The sequence below is a fragment of the Kitasatospora sp. NPDC057518 genome (assembly GCF_042802075.1).
Lineage (GTDB): Bacteria > Actinomycetota > Actinomycetes > Streptomycetales > Streptomycetaceae > Kitasatospora.
This window is the reverse complement of the sequence record NZ_JBHVEU010000008.1, coordinates 17,500-35,304: the sequence shown is the minus strand read 5'-3', so window position 1 is coordinate 35,304 and position 17,805 is coordinate 17,500. Positions and strand designations below refer to the sequence as shown.

Below are 17,805 nucleotides of genomic sequence, written 5' to 3'. Positions count from 1 at the left end.
TCGGCGAAGGGCTGGGCGTAGGACTCGCCGAGGGTGTCGGCGTAGGACTGGGCGACGGACTCGCTGACGGAGTCGGCGTCCCCGAACTAGTTGCACCATTGCCTGCCACGGCAGTTCACCTCTCCCCCGTACGGCCCGCCGCGCCCGGGGCGTCCCGGGCGGCCGCGTTCCGCAACACACCGTCAACTTCTGGGTCGTACCGTCCTGGTCGGTACACCGTCCGCCCTGTGGACGGTTTCCGCCTCCGTCATCGTAGCCATCGCCTCTGTCGGACCGGCAGGGACCTTGGCCCGCCCGTACGCGATCGGTACGAACTTGACATGTGGGAGCCGCCGCGGACGGCCTGGGTAGACTGACCCGGTACGCCCCATCTGCCGCGCAATGTCGCACAGCAGCGACCCCAGGCCGCAGAACGGACGTGACCGCGTGAGCTCTCCCGACGTCTCCCCTTCCCCCTGGTGGGCCCGTGCGGCGCGGCCCGCGCGGCCGCCGGTGCCGGTGGCGTTGATGGTGCGGGCGGCGGTGGGCATGGCGGTGCCGTTGGCGGTGGGGCTGCTGGTGCACCGGCTGGATCTGGGGGTGTTCGCGGGGCTCGGGGCGATGCACGCGACGATGAACGACCGGGCCGAGCCGGGCAGGTTGCGGGCCGCCCGGATCGGGACGGCGGTCCTCGCCTCGGCGCTCGGCATGCTGATCGGCACCGCGCTCCAGCACGCGGACGCGGACGGCCTCGTCCTGGGTGTCGTGCTGACGCTGACCGCTTTCGCCTCGGGTGCGCTGAGTGCGACCGGTCCGCGCGGTTCGGCGGCGGGGATGCTGATGCTGGTGTCGGCGGCGCTGGGCAGTGGGATGCCGTTGCCGCAGCCGTGGTGGGCGGCGGCGCCGATGCTGCCGGTCGGGGCCGCGTTCGTGGTGCTGCTCGGGTTGCCGGCGGGTGCGCCGAACCGGCCTGCCGCGGATCCGCGCAACCGGGCGCTGGCCGCCGCGTACGACGCGCTCGGCCGTACGCTCGCCGACCTGGGCGGCCCGCGGGCGGGGGCCTCGCGCCAGGTGTTGACGGCCCGCCTGAACCAGCTCCAGGACCTCCTCGGCACGCATCGGAGGGACCGCCGGGAACGGCAGGACCACCGAAGCAGGCGGAACCGCCGGGCCCGGATGTACGAGGCGGCCCTCGCCGCCACCGAGGCGGCGACCGGCCTGCTGTGGGCGCGCCGCCCGGTCCCGCCCGAGGTGGCCGAGGTGCCGAACCGGCTGGCGGCCGCCGTGCGGCGGGGCGGCGGCGAGGTCGCCGTCCCCGACTGGCGGCCCGACACCCCCTCGCGGCAGGCCCTGGACGTGGCCCTGCGCGCCGCCGCCGACACCGTGGCCGGCCGCGACACCCGGCTCGGCACCGCCCCCGCGCCGCCGCCGGACCCCTGGCGGCTGCGGGTGCGGCTGCTGTCCCGGGGTTCGGTCCGGTACGGGCTGCGGGTCGCGCTGTGCATCGCGGTCGGTTCGGCGGTCACCGCCAACTACCCGCTCAGCAAGAGCTACTGGGTGCCGATGACGATCGCCTTCGTGCTGAAGCCGGACCTCGGCTCGGTGTTCCTGCGCGCGGTGAGCCGCTCGGTCGGCACGGTGCTCGGGGTGGCGGTGACCGCGGCTCTACTCATGGCCACCACCGACGAGTGGGCGCTGACCGCGATGGCCGCCGGCTGCGTGGCCCTGCTCCCGTACGCCACGGCGGCGCACTACGGGCTGAACACCGTGGTGATGACGCCGATGGCGCTGGTCCTGCTCCAGCTCGGCGGGCAGAGCAGCGCCGCCGAGTTCTGGCCCCGGGTCCTGGACACCGTGCTGGCCAGCGCGATCGTGCTGCTCTTCGGCTACCTGCTGTGGCCGGAGCGCCCGCACCACCGGATCGAGCCCAGGCTGGTCGACGCGACGACGGCGCTGCGGGCCTACCTGGACGCCGTCGTCCGCGGCGCCGGCCAGGACGACGGCCCGGACAGCGGCCCGAACAGCGACCAGGACGGCGGCCGGACCGGCACCGCCCAGGTGTGGCTGCGCCGTACGGCCTACCGGGCCCTGGCGGACGCCCGCCGGGAGGTGCAGCAGGGGCTGGCCGAGCCGCCGCCCACCGGCCGGCTGGCCGAGCGGTGGCTGCCGGCGACGGCGGCGCTGGAGCGGCTGGGCGGCGCGGTGGCGGCCTTCGCGGCGCAGATCCGGTACGGCGGCCGGGTGCCGGACCCGGCCGAGGTCGACCGGGTGCGGCGCGCGTTGGACGAACTGACCGCCAGCGCCCGCGCGCACCGCCCGCCGACGGCCCCAAGCGCGCCGACACCCCCGACGTCCCCGGCGGCCGCGGCGACCCCGACAGTCGCAGCACCCGCCCCGCACGACCCGACGCGCAGCGCGCTGGGCCGTGCGGCGGAGGAGCTCGAAGCGCTCCTCCGTACCCGACCGGACGACTAGCTCAGACCTGCTCGGCCAGCTCCAGCCAGCCCATCTCCAGCTCCTCCTTCTCGTCCCGGACCGCGCGCAGCTGCGCGTCCAGCTCCGCGACCTTGGAGAAGTCGGCGGCGTGCTCGGCGAGTTGGGCGTGCAGCTTGGACTCCTTCTCGTCCAGCTTGGCGATCTGCCGCTCCAGCTTCTGCATCTCCTTCTTCGCCGCCCGCAGGTCCCCGCCGGACAGCGCGGGGGCCGCGCCCCCGTCCTCCGCGACGGCCGTGGCGGTCGGGGCGGCGGCGCCGGCCTGAGCGGCGACGGTGGCCGCGGCGGCCATCCTGGCCCGGCGCTCCAGGTACTCGTCGACGCCGTTCGGCAGCATCCGCATCTTCTTGTCGCCGAGCAGCGCGTGGACGGTGTCCGTGGTGCGCTCGATGAAGAAGCGGTCGTGGCTGATGACGACCATCGAGCCGGGCCAGCCGTCGAGGAGGTCCTCCAGCTGGTTGAGCGTCTCGATGTCCAGGTCGTTGGTGGGCTCGTCCAGGAACAGCACGTTGGGCTCGTCCATCAGCAGCCGCAGCAGCTGGAGGCGGCGCCGCTCGCCACCGGACAGGTCGCCGACCGGCGTCCACTGCTTGTCCTTGCCGAAGCCGAACTGCTCGCACAGCTGGCCGGCGCTCATCTCCCGGCCCTTGCCGAGGTCGACCCGCGAGCGGACCTGCTCGACGGCCTGGAGCACCCGGGTCGCCGGGTCCAGCTCGGCGACCTCCTGCGACAGGTAGGCCAGCCGCACGGTCTTGCCGACCTTGATGACGCCCGACGCCGGCTGGACGTCGCCCTCGGAGGCGTACGCGTCGCGCATCGCGCGCAGCAGCGAGGTCTTGCCGGCGCCGTTGACGCCGAGCAGGCCGATCCGGTCGCCGGGGCCGAGCTGCCAGGTGAGGTTCTCCAGCAGCAGCTTCGGGCCGGCCGTGACGGTCACGCCCTCCAGCTCGAAGACGGTCTTCCCGAGCCGCGCGTTGGCGAACTTCATCAGCTCGGACTTGTCGCGCGGGTCCGGCACGTCCGCGATCAGGGCGTTGGCGGCCTCGATCCGGTAGCGCGGCTTGGAGGTGCGGGCGGGGGCGCCGCGGCGCAGCCAGGCCAGCTCCTTGCGGGCCATGTTCTGGCGCTTCTGCTCCTCGACGGCCTCGATCCGGGAGCGCTCGGCGCGGGCGAAGACGTAGTCGGAGTAGCCGCCCTCGTACTCGTGCACCTCGCCGTTCTGGACGTCCCACATCCGGGTGCAGACCTGGTCGAGGAACCAGCGGTCGTGGGTGACGCAGACGAGCGCGGAGCGGCGCTTCTGCAGGTGCTGGGCGAGCCAGTTGATGCCCTCGACGTCGAGGTGGTTGGTGGGCTCGTCCAGGATGATCAGTTCGGGCGAGCCGAGCAGCAGCTTGGCGAGGGCGATCCGGCGGCGCTCGCCGCCGGAGAGCGGGCCGATGACGGTGTCCAGGCCGTCGGCGAAGCCGGGCAGGTCGAGGCCGCCGAAGAGGCCTTCGATGATGTCGCGGATGCGGGCGTCGCCGAGCCACTCGTGGTCGGCCCGGCCGGCGATCACCTCGTGCCGGATGGTGGCCTTCGGGTCGAGCGAGTCGTGCTGGGTGAGGACGGCCGGTTCGAGGCCGCCGTTCCAGGTGATCCGGCCGCCGTCGGGCTCCTCCAGCTTGGCGAGCATCCGGATCAGGGTGGTCTTGCCGTCGCCGTTGCGGCCGACGACGCCGATCCGGTCGCCCTCGCTGACGCCCAGGCTGACCGCGTCCAGCAGGGCGCGGGTGCCGTAGACCTTCGTGACGGACTCGATGGTGGCGAGGTTGACGGCCACGTGTGCTGCGCTCCAGGGTTCGGCGGTCGCGGGGCGGCCCGCCGCTCGACGGCCGGATGCCCCTCTCGGGACACCCCGATCTCCCCAGCCTAATGGGCCAGCCGCAGCGGCCTCACCGCGTCAGCCCGCGACGGACGCCCCCGGCACCGGCCCGTGGGTGGCGTGCGCGGTCCGGCAGGTGCCGGAGGCCCGCAGCGCCCCGGCGACCGCGGCGGCGGCCTCGGCGTCCTTGACCAGGAAGGCGCAGGTCGGCCCGGAGCCGGAGACCAGTGCCCCGAGCGCGCCCGCCTCGGTGCCGGCCCGCAGGGTGGCGGCGAGCGCGGGGCGCAGCGAGAGCGCGGCGGGCTGGAGGTCGTTGGCGAGGGCGGCGGCCAGGGCGACGGGGTCGCCCTCGGCGAGGGCGGCGAGCAGCGCCGGGTCGGCGTCCGGGGTGGGGACGTCGGTGTCGCTGGAGCCGGTGCCGGCCTCCTCGCGCAGCCGGTCGCACTCGCGGAACACGGCGGGGGTGGACAGGCCGCCCTCGGCGACCGCGAAGACCCAGTGGAAGGTGCCCTCGACGGCCAGCGGCTCCAGGATCTCGCCGCGGCCGCGGCCGAGGGCGACGCCGCCGACCAGGGCGAACGGCACGTCGGAGCCGAGTTCGGCGGCCAGCTCCAGCAGCACGGGGAGCGGGGTGTCCAGCTGCCAGAGCGCGTCGCAGGCGACCAGCGCGGCCGCGCCGTCGGCGCTGCCCCCGGCCATGCCGCCGGCCACCGGGATGGCCTTGGCGATGTGCAGGTGCACGCCCGGGTCGGCGATGCCGTGGTGGGCGGCGAGCAGCCGGGCGGCGCGGGCGGCGAGGTTGCTGTCGTCCAGCGGGACGGCGGCGGCGTCCGGCCCGGAGCAGCTCAGCGTCACGCCCTCGGCCGCGGTGGCGGTGACCTCGTCCCCGAGGGCGACGGCGAAGAAGACGTTGGCCAGGTCGTGGAAGCCGTCGGCGCGCAGCCCTCCGACCCCCAGCTGGACGTTGACCTTGGCCGGTACCCGTACGGTGATCACTCGCTGTCCTCGGTCGTCTGCTCGGCGGACGCGGGCGCCTGCTCAGCGGACTCGGCGGCCCCGGGCTCAGCGGCTCCGGGCTCGGCGGCCGCGGACCGGACCGGCTTGCGCTCGGCGGCCCCGGCCCGGCCGGTCCGCTGACCGGCCCCCTCGGCCCCCTCGGCCTGGGCGGGCTTGTGCTCGGCGATCGCGGCGAACTGCTCCACCGTCAGCATCTCGCCGCGCAGCCTGTGGTCGATGCCGGCCGCCGCGAGCGCCTGCTCGGCCCCGGCGGCGGAGCCCGCCCAGCCGGCCAGCGCGGCGCGCAGGGTCTTGCGCCGCTGGGCGAACGCGGCGTCGACCACCGCGAACACCTCCTCGCGGCTGGCGCTGGTCTTCGGCGGCTCGCGGCGGATCAGCGAGACCAGCCCGGAGTCGACGTTGGGGGCGGGCCAGAACACGTTCCGCCCGATGGCGCCGGCCCGCTTCACCTCGGCGTACCAGTTGGCCTTGACCGACGGGACGCCGTACACCTTGTTGCCCGGCTTGGCGGCGAGCCGGTCGGCGACCTCGCTCTGCACCATCACCAGGGTCCGCTCGATGCTGGGGAAGGTCGCCAGCATGTGCAGCAGGACGGGCACCGCGACGTTGTACGGGAGGTTGGCGACCAGCGCGGTGGGAGCCGGGCCGGGCAGCTCGGTGACCTCCATGGCGTCGCTGAACACCAGGTCGAAGGCGTCCGCCTTGCCGGGCATCCGGGCGGCGACGGTGTCCGGCAGGTGCCGCGCCAGCACCGGGTCGATCTCGACCGCGGTCACGTGCCGCGCGACCTCCAGCAGCGCCAGCGTGAGCGAGCCGAGCCCGGGCCCGACCTCCACCACCGCGTCCTGCTCCGTCACCTCGGCGGCCCGGACGATCCGCCGCACGGTGTTGCCGTCGATGACGAAGTTCTGCCCGCGCTGCTTGGTCGGCTTCACGCCGAACGCGGCCGCCAGCTCCCGGATGTCGGCACTGCCCAGCAAGGGGGTCCCCCCGGCCGGAGGCTGGGGGCGGCTGTCAGAGGTGGGGTCGGTGGTGCTCACGCGCCAAGGATACGGGCGCCGGGGCCGCCGTCCGGACGCGCCGATCCGGACGGGGCCCGACCACGCGCCGATCCGGACGGGGCCCCGACCGCACGCTCGGGCCCCGGGGCCCCGGCGTCAGTACCCGAAGGCCCGGGCGGTGTTCGCCGCGATGGCCGTGGACAGCTCGTCCTCGGCCAGGCCCAGGGTGGCGGCCATCGAGCGCACCGTGACCGGGATCAGGTACGGGGCGTTCGGGCGGCCGCGGTACGGGTGCGGGGTGAGGAAGGGGGCGTCGGTCTCGACCAGGATCCGGTCCAGCGGGGTGGCGAGCAGGGCGTCGCGCAGCGGCTGGTTGGCCTTGAAGGTGACCGGGCCGGCGAAGGAGAGGTACCAGCCGTGCTCGGCGCAGGTCTTCGCCATCTGCGCGTCGCCGGAGTAGCAGTGGAAGACCGTCCGCTCCGGGGCGCCCTCCGCCAGCAGGACGGCGATGACGTCCTCGTGGGCGTCCCGGTCGTGGATGACCAGGGCCTTGCCGTGCCGCTTGGCCATCTCGATGTGGCGGCGGAACGACTCCTTCTGGATGTCCACGCCCTCGGGCCCGGTGCGGAAGTAGTCCAGGCCGGTCTCGCCGACCGCCACCACCTGCGGCAGTGCGGCGAGCCGGTCGATCTCGGCGAGCGCCTCGTCGAGCGCGGCGGCGCCGCCGGCCTTCCGCTGCTGGCCGGACCAGCCGTCCGCGTCGCCGAGGAAGATCCGCGGCGCCTCGTTCGGGTGCAGGGCGACGGCCGCGTGCACCTGCTCGTACTGCGCCGCCAGTTCGGCGGCCCAGCGCGAGCCGGGCACGTCGCAGCCCACCTGGACCACCGTGGTGACCCCGACCGAGGCGGCCTTCGCCAGGCCCTCGGCGGGGGTGCCGGACTGCATGTCGAGGTGGGTGTGCGAGTCGGCCACCGCCACTGCCAGGGGTTCCGGCAGCGGCGGCGGGGTCGACCGGGCGTCGTCCTTGGCGGCCATGTCAGGCGGTCGGCTTCTCTTCGAGGCGCGGGAAGAGGATCTCGCCCTTGGTGACGGTGGCACCGGCGGGCAGCCGGCCCCAGTCGGCGACGGTGGCGACGGTCTGCGCGGAGAGCGCGCCCAGCCCGGCGGCCTCGGCGCCCAGCGAGACCCACAGCTTCTCGGCGGTGGTCGGCATCACCGGGTTGAGCAGCACGGCGGTGGCGCGCAGCGCCTCGGCGGCGGTGTAGAGGATGGTGGCCAGGCGGGCCCGGCCCTCGGCCGAGTCGTCCTTGGCGACCTTCCAGGGCTCCTGCTCGGTGAGGTAGCCGTTGACCTGCTTGACGAACTCGAAGATCGCCGCGAGGCCGCCGGCGAAGTCCAGCTCCTCGCCGATCTTCCGGTCGGCCGTCTCGACGGCCCTGGTCAGCCCGTCGGCGACGGCCTGCTCGGCGTCGCCCGCGGCGGTGGCGGCGGGCAGCACCCCGTCGAAGTACTTGCCGACCATCGCGGCGACCCGGGAGGCCAGGTTGCCGAAGTCGTTGGCCAGCTCGGAGGTGTACCGGGCGGTGAAGTCCTCCCAGGAGAACGAGCCGTCGGTGCCGAACGGGATCGCCCGCAGGAAGTAGTAGCGGTACGCGTCCACGCCGAAGTGCGAGGTGAGGTCGGTGGGCGCGATGCCGGTCAGGTTGGACTTGGACATCTTCTCGCCGCCGACCATCAGCCAGCCGTTGGCGACGACCCGCTTGGGCAGCGGCAGCCCGGCGGCCATCAGCATGGCGGGCCAGATGACGGCGTGGAACCGCAGGATGTCCTTGCCGACGAGGTGGACCGAGGCGGGCCACAGCTCGGCGAAGCGCTCCGGGTCGCTGCCGTAGCCGGCCGCGGTGATGTAGTTCTGCAGCGCGTCGACCCACACGTAGAGGACGTGCTTCTCGTCCCAGGGCAGCGGCACGCCCCAGTCGAAGGTGGAGCGGGAGATCGAGAGGTCCTTGAGGTCCTGCTCGACGAAGCGCAGCACCTCGTTGCGGGCCGAGGCGGGCTGGATGAAGTCCGGGTTCGCCGCGTAGAACTCCAGCAGCTGCGGGCCGTAGGCGGAGAGGCGGAAGAAGTAGTTCTCCTCCTCCAGCCACTCGACGGGCCGCTTGTGCACGGAGCAGAGCTTCTCGTCCCCGGTGGCGCCGTCGAGCAGCTCGGAGGGGAGCTTGAACTCCTCGCAGCCGACGCAGTACGGGCCGGAGTAGCCGCCCTTGTAGATCTCGCCCTTGTCGTACAGGTCCTGGACGAACTCCTGCACCCGGGCGGTGTGCCGCTCCTCGGTGGTGCGGATGAAGTCGTCGTTGGCGATCTCCAGGTGCTGCCAGAGCGGCTTCCAGGCCTCCTCGACCAGCTTGTCGCACCACTCCTGCGGGCTGACGCCGTTCGCCTCGGCGGTCCGCATGATCTTCTGACCGTGCTCGTCGGTGCCGGTCAGGTACCACACCTTCTCGCCGCGCTGGCGGTGCCAGCGGGTGAGGACGTCGCCCGCCACGGTGGTGTACGCGTGGCCGAGGTGCGGGCGATCGTTGACGTAGTAGATCGGGGTGGAAACGTAGTACGCCGGGGTGCTCGCCCCGGTGGTGCTGTGGTCTGCAGTGGCCGCCATGGTCGGAAAGCTTAGTCGGGCACGCGGACCGCCCTCGACCGAGTTGTTCCCGGCCGGGGGCGGTCCCCGTTCCGTCGCCCCGGTGTCAGCCCAGCAGCCGCGACCAGAACCGGGCCCAGCGTCCGCGCGGCCGGGTGGGCTCGGCCGCCGCGGGCGCCCCGGCCGGCTCGGCGTGCGCCGGGTAGCCGGGGGCGTGCTGCCAGGCCTGGTCGGCGGAGGCGACCCGGCCCTCGCGCATGATCCGCACGGTGTGGCCGCCGCAGCCCGGGCAGGTCGGCTTGAGCAGCGGGGACGGCACCCGGACGCCGTTGGCGTGGTACTCGAACACGACGTGCCCGTCGTTGGCCACGTGGTGTTCGATGTCGTACGCCTGCTCCCAGCCGTACCCGCAGCGCAGGCACGCGAAGGAGTAGGCCTCCCGTACGGTCTCGACGGGAGTGTGCGGCCGGCCGGCCAGACCGGCGGTGCTCAGTGCGCTGCCACTGCGGGGGGTACCGACTACATCGCTCATGGCCGTCTCCCAGCGCCCGCCGGACGCTCGTCCGGCTGGGTCTTTCCCTTCCAGGAAATGCCCGGACCGCCCCGGCCGATGCCCGGCTTGTGAAGACTTGGATGCGCGTTGGTCAGACCTATACGAAAATCCTCGCAGGGTCCGGGAAGCGCGGCCGAAACTTCAGCTCAGCTGGTGTTTACCGGGGCCTTCTCTCCACGGTACGACTCCCCGTGAGCAACGCAACCCCCGGAATTCACCCCTTTCCCAGGCCGCTTTCCAGGCCTTCCCGCTTCGCCGCCACGACCGCGTCGAAGACCTCCCGCTTGGGCAGCGAGAGCTCCACCGCGACGGCCGCGATGGCCTCCTTGCGGCGCTCCCCGGCCTCCTCGCGGACGGCCACCAGCCGGGCCAGCTCGGCCGGGGTGAGCTCCTGGGGCGCGGCCGGCGGGGCGCCGGCGACCACGACGGTGATCTCGCCCCTGACGCCCTCGGCCGCCCAGGCGGCCAGCTCGCCGATCGGCCCGCGCTTGACCTCCTCGTAGGTCTTGGTGAGCTCGCGGCAGACGGCGGCCGGCCGCTCCGGCCCGAACGCCCCGGCCATCGCGGTCAGCGCCTCGGCGATCCGGTGCGGCGCCTCGAAGAAGACCATGGTGCGCGGTTCGGCGGCGATCGAGGCGAGCTGCCGGGCCCGGTCGCCGCTCTTGCGCGGCAGGAAGCCCTCGAAGGTGAAGCGGTCCACCGGCAGGCCGGACAGCGCGAGGGCGGTGAGCACCGCCGAGGGCCCGGGCACCGCGGTGACCTTGATGTCGGCGGCCACGGCGGCGGCGACCAGCCGGTAGCCGGGGTCGGAGACCGAGGGCATGCCGGCGTCGGTGACCAGCAGCACCCGGGCGCCGCCGAGCAGCGCCTCGACCAGTTCGGGGGTGCGGCCGACCTCGTTCCCCTCGAAGTAGGAGACCACCCGGCCCGCCGGGGTCACCCCGAGTGCCTGGGTGAGCCGGCGCAGCCGCCGGGTGTCCTCGGCCGCGATCACGTCCGCCGTGGCCAGTTCGTCGACGAGCCGGGGCGGGGCGTCCGAGACGTCGCCGATGGGGGTGCCTGCGAGAACGAGTACTCCTGTCACGGTCCCCATCCTCGCAGCTGTCGGGCGCCCGGGGTTTTTGGTGACGATTCGGTCAGCTTCCGAGGGAGCGGACACGCGTGCGAAGAGCGCCCCTACGATGTGGCGGATGAACGGCGACACGGCGGCCCAGGCGCCCACTGGTACGGACCACTCCGCGTACGGCGGCGTCGGCCTGCCGTCCCCCCGCCCACCGCAGGACGGGCCGGCCGGCTGGCGCGAGCGCCTGGCCCGGTTCGGCTACACGGCCCGCCCGACCGGGACGCTCACCGAGCGCCTGGCCCCGCCGATGCCGGACGGCCCCCGGGTGACGCCCCGGGACGTGCCGCAGTCGCCGCTGCTGCTGCGGCTGGGCGTCTCGCTGCCGCAGGGCCTGTGGTTCTTCCTCTGCCGCTGGGCCGGCTGGCTGGGTCCGGTCGCGGTGGCGGTCTTCGCCGGCCTCCTGCGGTTCACGAACCTGGGGCAGCCTCACGCGATCATCTTCGACGAGACGTACTACGCCAAGGACGCGTACGCGCTCTGGCACGGCGGCTACGAGATCAACTGGCCGGAGGACGCCAACACCACGATCATGACGCCGGGCGCGGCCGTCCCGTACCGGGCGACGCCCTCGTACGTGGTGCACCCGCCGGTCGGCAAGTGGATCATCGGCCTGGGCGAGCAGCTGTTCGGCATGAACCCCTTCGGCTGGCGGTTCGCGGTGGCCCTGCTCGGCACCCTGTCGGTGCTGATGGTGGCCCGGATCGCCCGCCGGATGTTCCGCTCCACCCTGCTGGGCTGCGTGGCGGGCCTGCTGCTCGCGGTGGACGGCCTGCACCTGGTGCTCAGCCGGGCCGCGCTGCTCGACCTGGTGGTGATGTTCTGGACCCTCGCCGCCTTCGGCTTCCTGCTGCTGGACCGCGACCGCACCCGGGCCCTGCTGGCCCGGCGGCTGGGCGGGGTCGAGGACGCCCGGCTCGCCCAGCGGCTGGGCCTGGGCTGGCGCCCGTACCGGATCGCGGCCGGCGTCTGCGTCGGCCTGACCTGCGCCACCAAGTGGAGCGGCCTGTACGTCGCGGCGGCCTTCGGGCTGCTCACGGTGCTCTGGGACGTCGGCGCCCGCCGCCTGGCCGGCGCCCCGCGCCCGTTCGTGGCGGTGCTCGCCCGGGACGTGCTGCCGGCCTTCGTCTCGGTGGTCGTGGTCGCGGTCGCGGTCTACATCGCGTCCTGGTGGGGCTGGTTCGCCAGCAGCACCGCTCCCGGCCAGGGCGGCTGGGGCCGGGACTGGGCGGTCGGCCGCTCCACCGACTTCCCGTGGATACCCGAGGCCCTGCGCTCGCTGTGGCACTACCACACCACGGTCTACGAGTTCCACGTCGGCCTGAGCGACCCGCACACCTACCAGTCCAACCCGTGGTCCTGGCTGGTGCTGGGCCGGCCGGTGTCCTTCTTCTACGAGTCCCCCAAGTACGGCCAGGCCGGCTGCACCGCCGCCGACTGCGCCCGCGAGGTGCTGGGCATCGGCACCCCGCTGCTGTGGTGGACGGGCATCGCGGCGCTGGCCTACTGCCTGTGGCGCTGGGTGGCCCGGCGGGACTGGCGGGCCGGCGCGCTGCTCTGCGGCCTGGCCGCCGGCTACCTGCCCTGGTTCGCCTACCAGCAGCGGACGATCTTCCTCTTCTACGCGGTGGTCTTCGTCCCGTTCCTGGTGCTCGCGGTGACGATGCTGATCGGCGCCCTGATCGGGCCGGCCGGCGCCTCCCGGGACCGCCGGATCATCGGCTCCGCGGCGGCCGGACTGCTGGTCCTGCTGATCGTCTGGAACTTCCTCTTCTTCTATCCGCTGTTCACCGGGCAGACCATCCCGCTGGAGGACTGGCGCCGCCGGATGTGGTTCAACACCTGGATCTGACCCGCCGCCCCGGACACACCGCGTTCCCGCGAACCGTCCGTATGCGGTGCACAACACGTACCAGATCCGTCACAAGTGCCGGGCGATTCGCCGGCGCACCGATCCGCGCTGCCTAGGGTGGAGGGGTACCGCGTTTCCGGCCCCGCCGGTTGCGCCCGGCCGCGAGACCCCTGGGGGACCTGCACCATGCGCAGTGGCGCGAAGATCGGCATCATCACCGGCGTGTCCATCGCCGTCCTCGCGGGCGGCGGCTACGGCGTGTACAGCCTGGTGAGCGAGTCGGACGGCGTATCCGGTGGCAAGAAGCCGCGCACCGTGGTCGCCGAGCCACCGACCGCCGACCAGGCGACGGCCGGACTGAAGGACTTCCTGACGGCCTGGGCGGCCGGCGACATCGCCAAGGCGGCCTCGCTGACCGACGACCCGGCCGCGGCCACCGCCGGTCTGACCGCCTTCCGGGACCAGGTCAAGCCGAGCGCGCTGACCCTCACCCCCTTCGGCCCGACCACCCAGCAGGTCTTCTCCGCCGCCACCGGCACCCCCGCCCCGGCCGCCAAGCCGACCGCCGGGGCCTCCGCGACCCCGGGCGCCACCGGCACGCCGGGCGCCGGCGACTCGCCGTCCGCGGCCGCCACGCCCGCGCCCACCGGCACGCTGATGTCCTACAAGGCGCGCGCCGAGTTCGCGGGCACCAACCGGGCCTGGGACTACCAGGGCTTCCTGGGCGTCGTGAAGATGAGCGACAACACCCCGGCCGTGCACTGGGCGCCGTCGGTGATCCACCCCCACCTGTCCGGCAACGAGACCATCGCCGTCCAGCCGGTCTTCGCCCCGCCGTCCACCGTGGTCGACCGCAACGGCAAGCCGGTCCAGGGCGCCTCGCTCACCCAGTCGCTGCTGACCACCCTCCAGGACAACGCCAACAAGCTGCTGCCGCCGGACCCGGCCAAGGACCAGGACGCGGGCAGCGCGGTGGTGATCTCCGACCCGGCCGGCAAGGGCCCCCAGGACAAGCTGTTCACGATCGTCGAGCCGAAGCCCGGCAAGCCGTTCAAGCTCACCATCGACAACACCCTCCAGGCCGCCGCCGAGAAGGCGATGACCGACCTGGCGGGCAAGCCCGGCTCCATCGTCGCGATCGAGCCGAGCACCGGTCAGGTGCTGGCCTTCGCCAACTCGCCGGCCACCGGCCAGAACCGGGCCTTCGCCGGGCTGCTCGCCCCGGGCTCGACGATGAAGATCGTCACCTCGGCGGCGCTGCTGGAGAACGGCGTCAACCCGGACACCGTGGTGGCCTGCCCGGAGAAGAGCAGCAACCCGCACGCGATCCCGAACTCGTTCCCGGGCGCCTTCCCGAACAACACGCTCCAGCAGGACTTCATGATGTCCTGCAACACCGCCTTCATCAACCAGGGCCTGACCAGCCTCAAGCCCGAGACGCTGAACGGCACGGCCAAGGACGTGTTCGGCATCGGCCTGGAGTGGAAGACCGGCCTGCCGAACACCGACGGCAAGGTTCCGGCGGTGCCGGGCAGCAAGGACGAGCAGGCCATGAACTACATCGGCCAGGGCAAGGTCCAGATGAACCCGCTGGCCATCGCCTCGGTCACCGCCACCGTGCAGAGCGGCGAGTTCAAGCAGCCGATCCTGGTCGCCGAGCTGCCGCAGCAGAAGGCCGCCCGCCCGCTCTCCCCGGACGTCGACGCCAAGCTGAAGGCGATGATGGCGGCCACCGCCACCGGCGGCACCGCCAGGGACGTGATGGCCGGCATCACCGACAACGCGGGCGCCAAGACCGGCTCCGCCGAGGTCGCCGGGGTCGACGTCACCAACAGCTGGTTCACCGCCTACCGCGGCAACGTCGCGGTGGCCGCCGAGGTGCAGGGCGGCGGCCACGGCGTGGACGCGGCCGGCCCGGCCGTCGCCTCCATCCTGAAGGCCGCCGGCGGCCGCTGAGCCCCCGCAAGCCCCCGCCCGCCCGGAGCCGGGCGGGCCGCCGACAGCCCGCTCAGCCTCGCGGCAGGGCGGGCTGCGGCCTTCCCCGCCGCACCCGGCCCGGCGGGACCGGGCGCCGGCTGCTCCAGCGCCGGGCCGCCAGCCGGGGCCAGATCACCAGCACCGCCGGCAGCGCCAGGTACCCGAACCGCCCGGCCGGGGCCAGCATGAAGGCGATCGCGAGCCCGGCGGCCAGCAGGTCGGCCGCGGCGATCGCGGAGACCGGCGGCCGGGCCAGCAGCCAGATCGCCACCGCGACCAGGGCCACGGTCATCAGCGCCAGCGAGATCGCGTGCCCGGTCGGCCCGAAGCCGGCCAGCACCTTGCCGGGCAGCGGGCTGCCCGCCGGGGTGCGGATCGCCGTCATCCCGAGCGGGAAGCGCACCACCTGTTCGCGCAGCGCGTCGGCCTGGGTCAGCGCGGAGGGCAGGATCACCAGCGCGCTCACCCCGACCCCGATCAGCGCGGTCCGGGCCGCCGGGCGCCGGCCGTACAGCCGCCAGAGCAGCAGGACGGCCACCGGCAGCGCGGGCCAGGCCGTCCACTTCAGGGTGCAGGCGAGGGCGAGCACCAGCCCGGCGGCGACCGTGCGGTCCCGCTCGGCGAGCGCCATGGCCAGGCAGCAGACGCCGATCAGCGGCAGGTCCACCCCGCCGACCACCAGGGCGAGCGCGATCAGCGGCGAGGCGGTGAGGACGGCCAGCGGCAGCAGCGGCGCGCGCCCGTCGCCGCCGCCGGGGCGGGCGGGCCGCAGCAGCCGCCAGGCGGCCAGCATGCAGACGAAGAAGGTCAGCGCGAACCAGATCCGGGCGTCCCCGGCGACCCGCGCGACGGCGGTGGAGTCGCCGAACAGCTGGCGCGGCATCCCGAACAGGGACATCGCCGGCAGGTACGGGTTGTAGTCGGTGACCACCGCCGGGTGCGGCAGGTACGCGGTGCCGGTGGTGAGCAGCAGGTGGGCCGAGCGTTCGACCACCATGACCTCGGACTGGTGGCGGCCCTGCAGGGCGAGCAGCCCGAGCGGCACCAGGACGGCCCCGACCAGGGCGACCGAGGCGGCCGCCTTGGCCGCGAAGCGGCGCGGCAGGGTCAGGCAGAGCACTCCGGCCAGCACGTAGCCGGGGGCCGCGATCAGGCCCCACTGCCGCTGGTTGGGCAGGTCGGAGACGAGCGGGAAGGCGGCGGCCCAGCCGGCCGCGACGAGGCAGCCGAGCAGTTGGACGGTCCGCGTCGAGGCGAGCCCGGCCAGCCGGGCGGTGTTCAGCCGGGCGGGCGTGGGCGGAAACGTGCTCTCGCCGCGCTGGCGGGGGAAGGGCCGGACGGAGAGGCCGCGCTGCGGCCGTCGTGGCCTGGACGGCGCCTCGGTCGTGGAGGTCTGGGCCGGCGTTCCGCCGCGGCCGGTGAAGCGGCCGCGCGGGCGGGGGTAGCCGGGCGTGCGGGTGCTCACCATGGTGGAAGGTTATGGGTGGGAGCCGGGCCCTGTCGCCATGGTGTCGGACACCGGACGGGCGTTGGCGTGAAAAGGGCCGCCGGACGCGGTGGCGGTCGGCGGCCCTTCACACGGGGTTTGCCTCCGGGTCAGCCGGCGGCGCTGTCCGAGGGCGCGGACTGCGGCTCGGCCTGCTCCAGTCGGGAGTGCTTGATGCTGTAGCCGAAGTAGACGACCACGGCGACGACGAGGGCGATCGCCCCGGCCCGGAAGGTGTCGGCGTGCAGGCCGGTGATCAGGTAGACGCAGAAGCCGACGCTGATCAGCGGGACGACGGGGTAGCCGGGCACCTTGAAGCCGCGCGGCAGGTCGGGCTGGGTGCGGCGCAGCACGATCACGCCGATCGAGACCACCGAGAAGGCGATGAGCGTTCCGAGGCTGGTGATGTCGGCCAGGACCCGCAGCGGGATGAACGCGGCCAGCGCGCCGACGCCGAGGCCCACCACGACGGTGTTCCAGACCGGGGTGCCGCTGCGCGGGGAGAGCTTGGCGAAGCGCTTGGGCAGCATGCCGTCGCGGCCCATCGAGTACAGGATGCGGGTCTGGCCGTAGATCACCACGAGGGTGATGCTGAAGATCGAGACGATCGCGCCGATCGCGAAGACGATCGCGGGCCAGCTCTGGCCGGTGATGTCCTGGAGGATCTGGGCGAGGCCGGCCTCCTGGCCGTCGAACTTGGTCCACGGCTGGGCGCCGATGCCGGCCAGCGCGACCAGGATGTAGAGCAGGGTCACCACGACCAGCGAGATGATGATCGCCAGCGGCAGGGTGCGGCGCGGGTTCTTGACCTCCTCACCGGCGGTGGACACGGCGTCCAGGCCGATGAAGGAGAAGAAGATGCTGGACGCGGCGATCTGCACGCCGCTGATGCCGAGCGGCATGAACGGGGTCAGGTTGCCGGAGTGGAAGCCGGTGAGCGCGATGCCGATGAACATCAGCAGGATCGCGATCTTGATCGCGACCATCACCGCGTTGACCTTGACCGACTCGCTGACGCCGCGGATCAGCAGGAAGCAGACCATGAAGACCAGCAGCAGCGCCGGCAGGTTGAACCAGTGGCCGCTGTCCGGCGCCCCGGAGAGCTGCTCGGGGATCGTGACCCCGAAGGTCAGGTCGAGGAACTTGTTCAGGTACTCGGCCCAGGTCACCGCGATCGCGGAGGCGGAGACGCCGTACTCCATCAGCAGGCAGATGCCGACGGCGAAGGCGACGCCCTCGCCGAGGGTGGCGTAGGCGTAGGAGTACGAGGAGCCGGAGACCGGGATCGCGGAGGCCATCTCGGCGTAGCAGAGCGCGGTGAGCCCGGCGGTGACCGCGGCGATCACGAAGGACAGGATGACGGCCGGGCCGGCCGAGGGCACCGCGGTGTTCAGCACGAAGAAGATGCCGGTGCCGATGGTCGCGCCGATGCCGATCGAGGACAGCTGCCACAGGCCGATCGAGCGGCGCAGGTGGATGCCGGAGCGCCCGCCCTCCTCGGGCGCGCCGGCCGGGAGGACGTCCTCGCCTTCGGTCTCGGCGATCAGTGTCGAGACGGGCTTGCGTCGCAGCAGACGCGCACCGATGGTGTTGCTGGCCAAAACCACGGTCCTTCTGGGCGGGGGAGGGTGTCCTTGCAGTCGGTCACCCGACGTGCCAGGGGGTGTCATCGGGGACCAACCGAACAAACATGGGACAGTACCCCGCGAAAGCACCAGTGTCGCAAACGAACAGTCCCAACCAGCGCATTGTACGAATCGGCGCATATCGATGTACAAACCGGACACTTCGTAAACGGCGCATCCTCCGCCCGGTCGCTAAAGCA

General features: G+C 73.5%; 12 protein-coding genes. 3 read left to right on the top strand and 9 right to left on the bottom strand.

Annotated features, from left to right (window positions below; translation table 11 throughout):
• The first annotated feature begins 426 nt into the window (after positions 1-426).
• The gene (locus tag ACFU7Z_RS01735; protein WP_380775275.1) at positions 427-2,454 is read left to right on the top strand and encodes an FUSC family protein; all 2,028 of its coding nucleotides are present in this window, start codon (positions 427-429) and stop codon (positions 2,452-2,454) included.
• Between the two features lies 1 nt (position 2,455).
• On the opposite strand, the gene ACFU7Z_RS01730 is transcribed toward ACFU7Z_RS01735, so the two are convergent.
• From ACFU7Z_RS01730 to rsmI, 7 genes are all read right to left on the bottom strand, one after another.
• Positions 2,456-4,294, bottom strand: a complete 1,839-nt coding sequence (locus ACFU7Z_RS01730) for an ABC-F family ATP-binding cassette domain-containing protein (protein WP_380775273.1) — start codon at positions 4,292-4,294, stop codon at positions 2,456-2,458.
• A 120-nt stretch (positions 4,295-4,414) separates the two neighbouring features.
• On the bottom strand, positions 4,415-5,332 hold the full coding sequence (locus tag ACFU7Z_RS01725) for a 4-(cytidine 5'-diphospho)-2-C-methyl-D-erythritol kinase (protein ID WP_117489278.1): 918 nt from the start codon (positions 5,330-5,332) through the stop codon (positions 4,415-4,417).
• Positions 5,329-6,393, bottom strand: coding sequence for a 16S rRNA (adenine(1518)-N(6)/adenine(1519)-N(6))-dimethyltransferase RsmA (rsmA, locus tag ACFU7Z_RS01720; protein WP_380775271.1), 1,065 nt, complete (start codon positions 6,391-6,393; stop codon positions 5,329-5,331). The genes ACFU7Z_RS01725 and rsmA overlap by 4 nt, the downstream gene beginning before the upstream one ends.
• A 117-nt stretch (positions 6,394-6,510) precedes the next feature.
• Positions 6,511-7,389, bottom strand: coding sequence for a TatD family hydrolase (locus tag ACFU7Z_RS01715; protein WP_380775269.1), 879 nt, complete (start codon positions 7,387-7,389; stop codon positions 6,511-6,513).
• Position 7,390: 1 nt separating this feature from the next.
• Positions 7,391-9,013 (bottom strand): methionine--tRNA ligase, encoded by a 1,623-nt coding sequence (gene metG, locus ACFU7Z_RS01710; RefSeq protein WP_049655605.1) that lies wholly within the window; start codon positions 9,011-9,013, stop codon positions 7,391-7,393.
• An 85-nt stretch (positions 9,014-9,098) separates the two neighbouring features.
• The gene (locus tag ACFU7Z_RS01705) at positions 9,099-9,524 is read right to left on the bottom strand and encodes a hypothetical protein (protein WP_181970659.1); all 426 of its coding nucleotides are present in this window, start codon (positions 9,522-9,524) and stop codon (positions 9,099-9,101) included.
• Positions 9,525-9,759: 235 nt separating this feature from the next.
• Complete coding sequence (rsmI, locus tag ACFU7Z_RS01700; RefSeq protein WP_049655606.1) at positions 9,760-10,629, bottom strand: 16S rRNA (cytidine(1402)-2'-O)-methyltransferase; 870 nt, start codon at positions 10,627-10,629, stop codon at positions 9,760-9,762.
• Between the two features lie 106 nt (positions 10,630-10,735).
• On the opposite strand from rsmI, the gene ACFU7Z_RS01695 reads away from it, so the two are divergent.
• Together ACFU7Z_RS01695 and ACFU7Z_RS01690 are read left to right on the top strand one after the other, a co-directional pair.
• Entirely contained in the window at positions 10,736-12,517 is a 1,782-nt protein-coding gene (locus ACFU7Z_RS01695) for a dolichyl-phosphate-mannose--protein mannosyltransferase (RefSeq protein ID WP_079271913.1), read from the top strand.
• Between the two features lie 186 nt (positions 12,518-12,703).
• Positions 12,704-14,473 carry a penicillin-binding transpeptidase domain-containing protein gene (locus ACFU7Z_RS01690; RefSeq protein WP_380775267.1) on the top strand — a complete coding sequence of 590 codons (1,770 nt, stop codon included), beginning with the start codon at positions 12,704-12,706 and terminating at the stop codon, positions 14,471-14,473.
• Between the two features lie 52 nt (positions 14,474-14,525).
• Here the strand turns inward: ACFU7Z_RS01690 and ACFU7Z_RS01685 are convergent, their stop codons facing one another.
• Together ACFU7Z_RS01685 and ACFU7Z_RS01680 are read right to left on the bottom strand one after the other, a co-directional pair.
• A complete protein-coding gene (locus tag ACFU7Z_RS01685; RefSeq protein ID WP_380740790.1) occupies positions 14,526-15,962 on the bottom strand; it encodes a glycosyltransferase 87 family protein in 1,437 nt (478 codons plus the stop codon).
• 128 nt (positions 15,963-16,090) lie between these two features.
• On the bottom strand, positions 16,091-17,650 hold the full coding sequence (locus ACFU7Z_RS01680) for an amino acid permease (RefSeq protein ID WP_375876013.1): 1,560 nt from the start codon (positions 17,648-17,650) through the stop codon (positions 16,091-16,093).
• Positions 17,651-17,805: the final 155 nt, after the last annotated feature.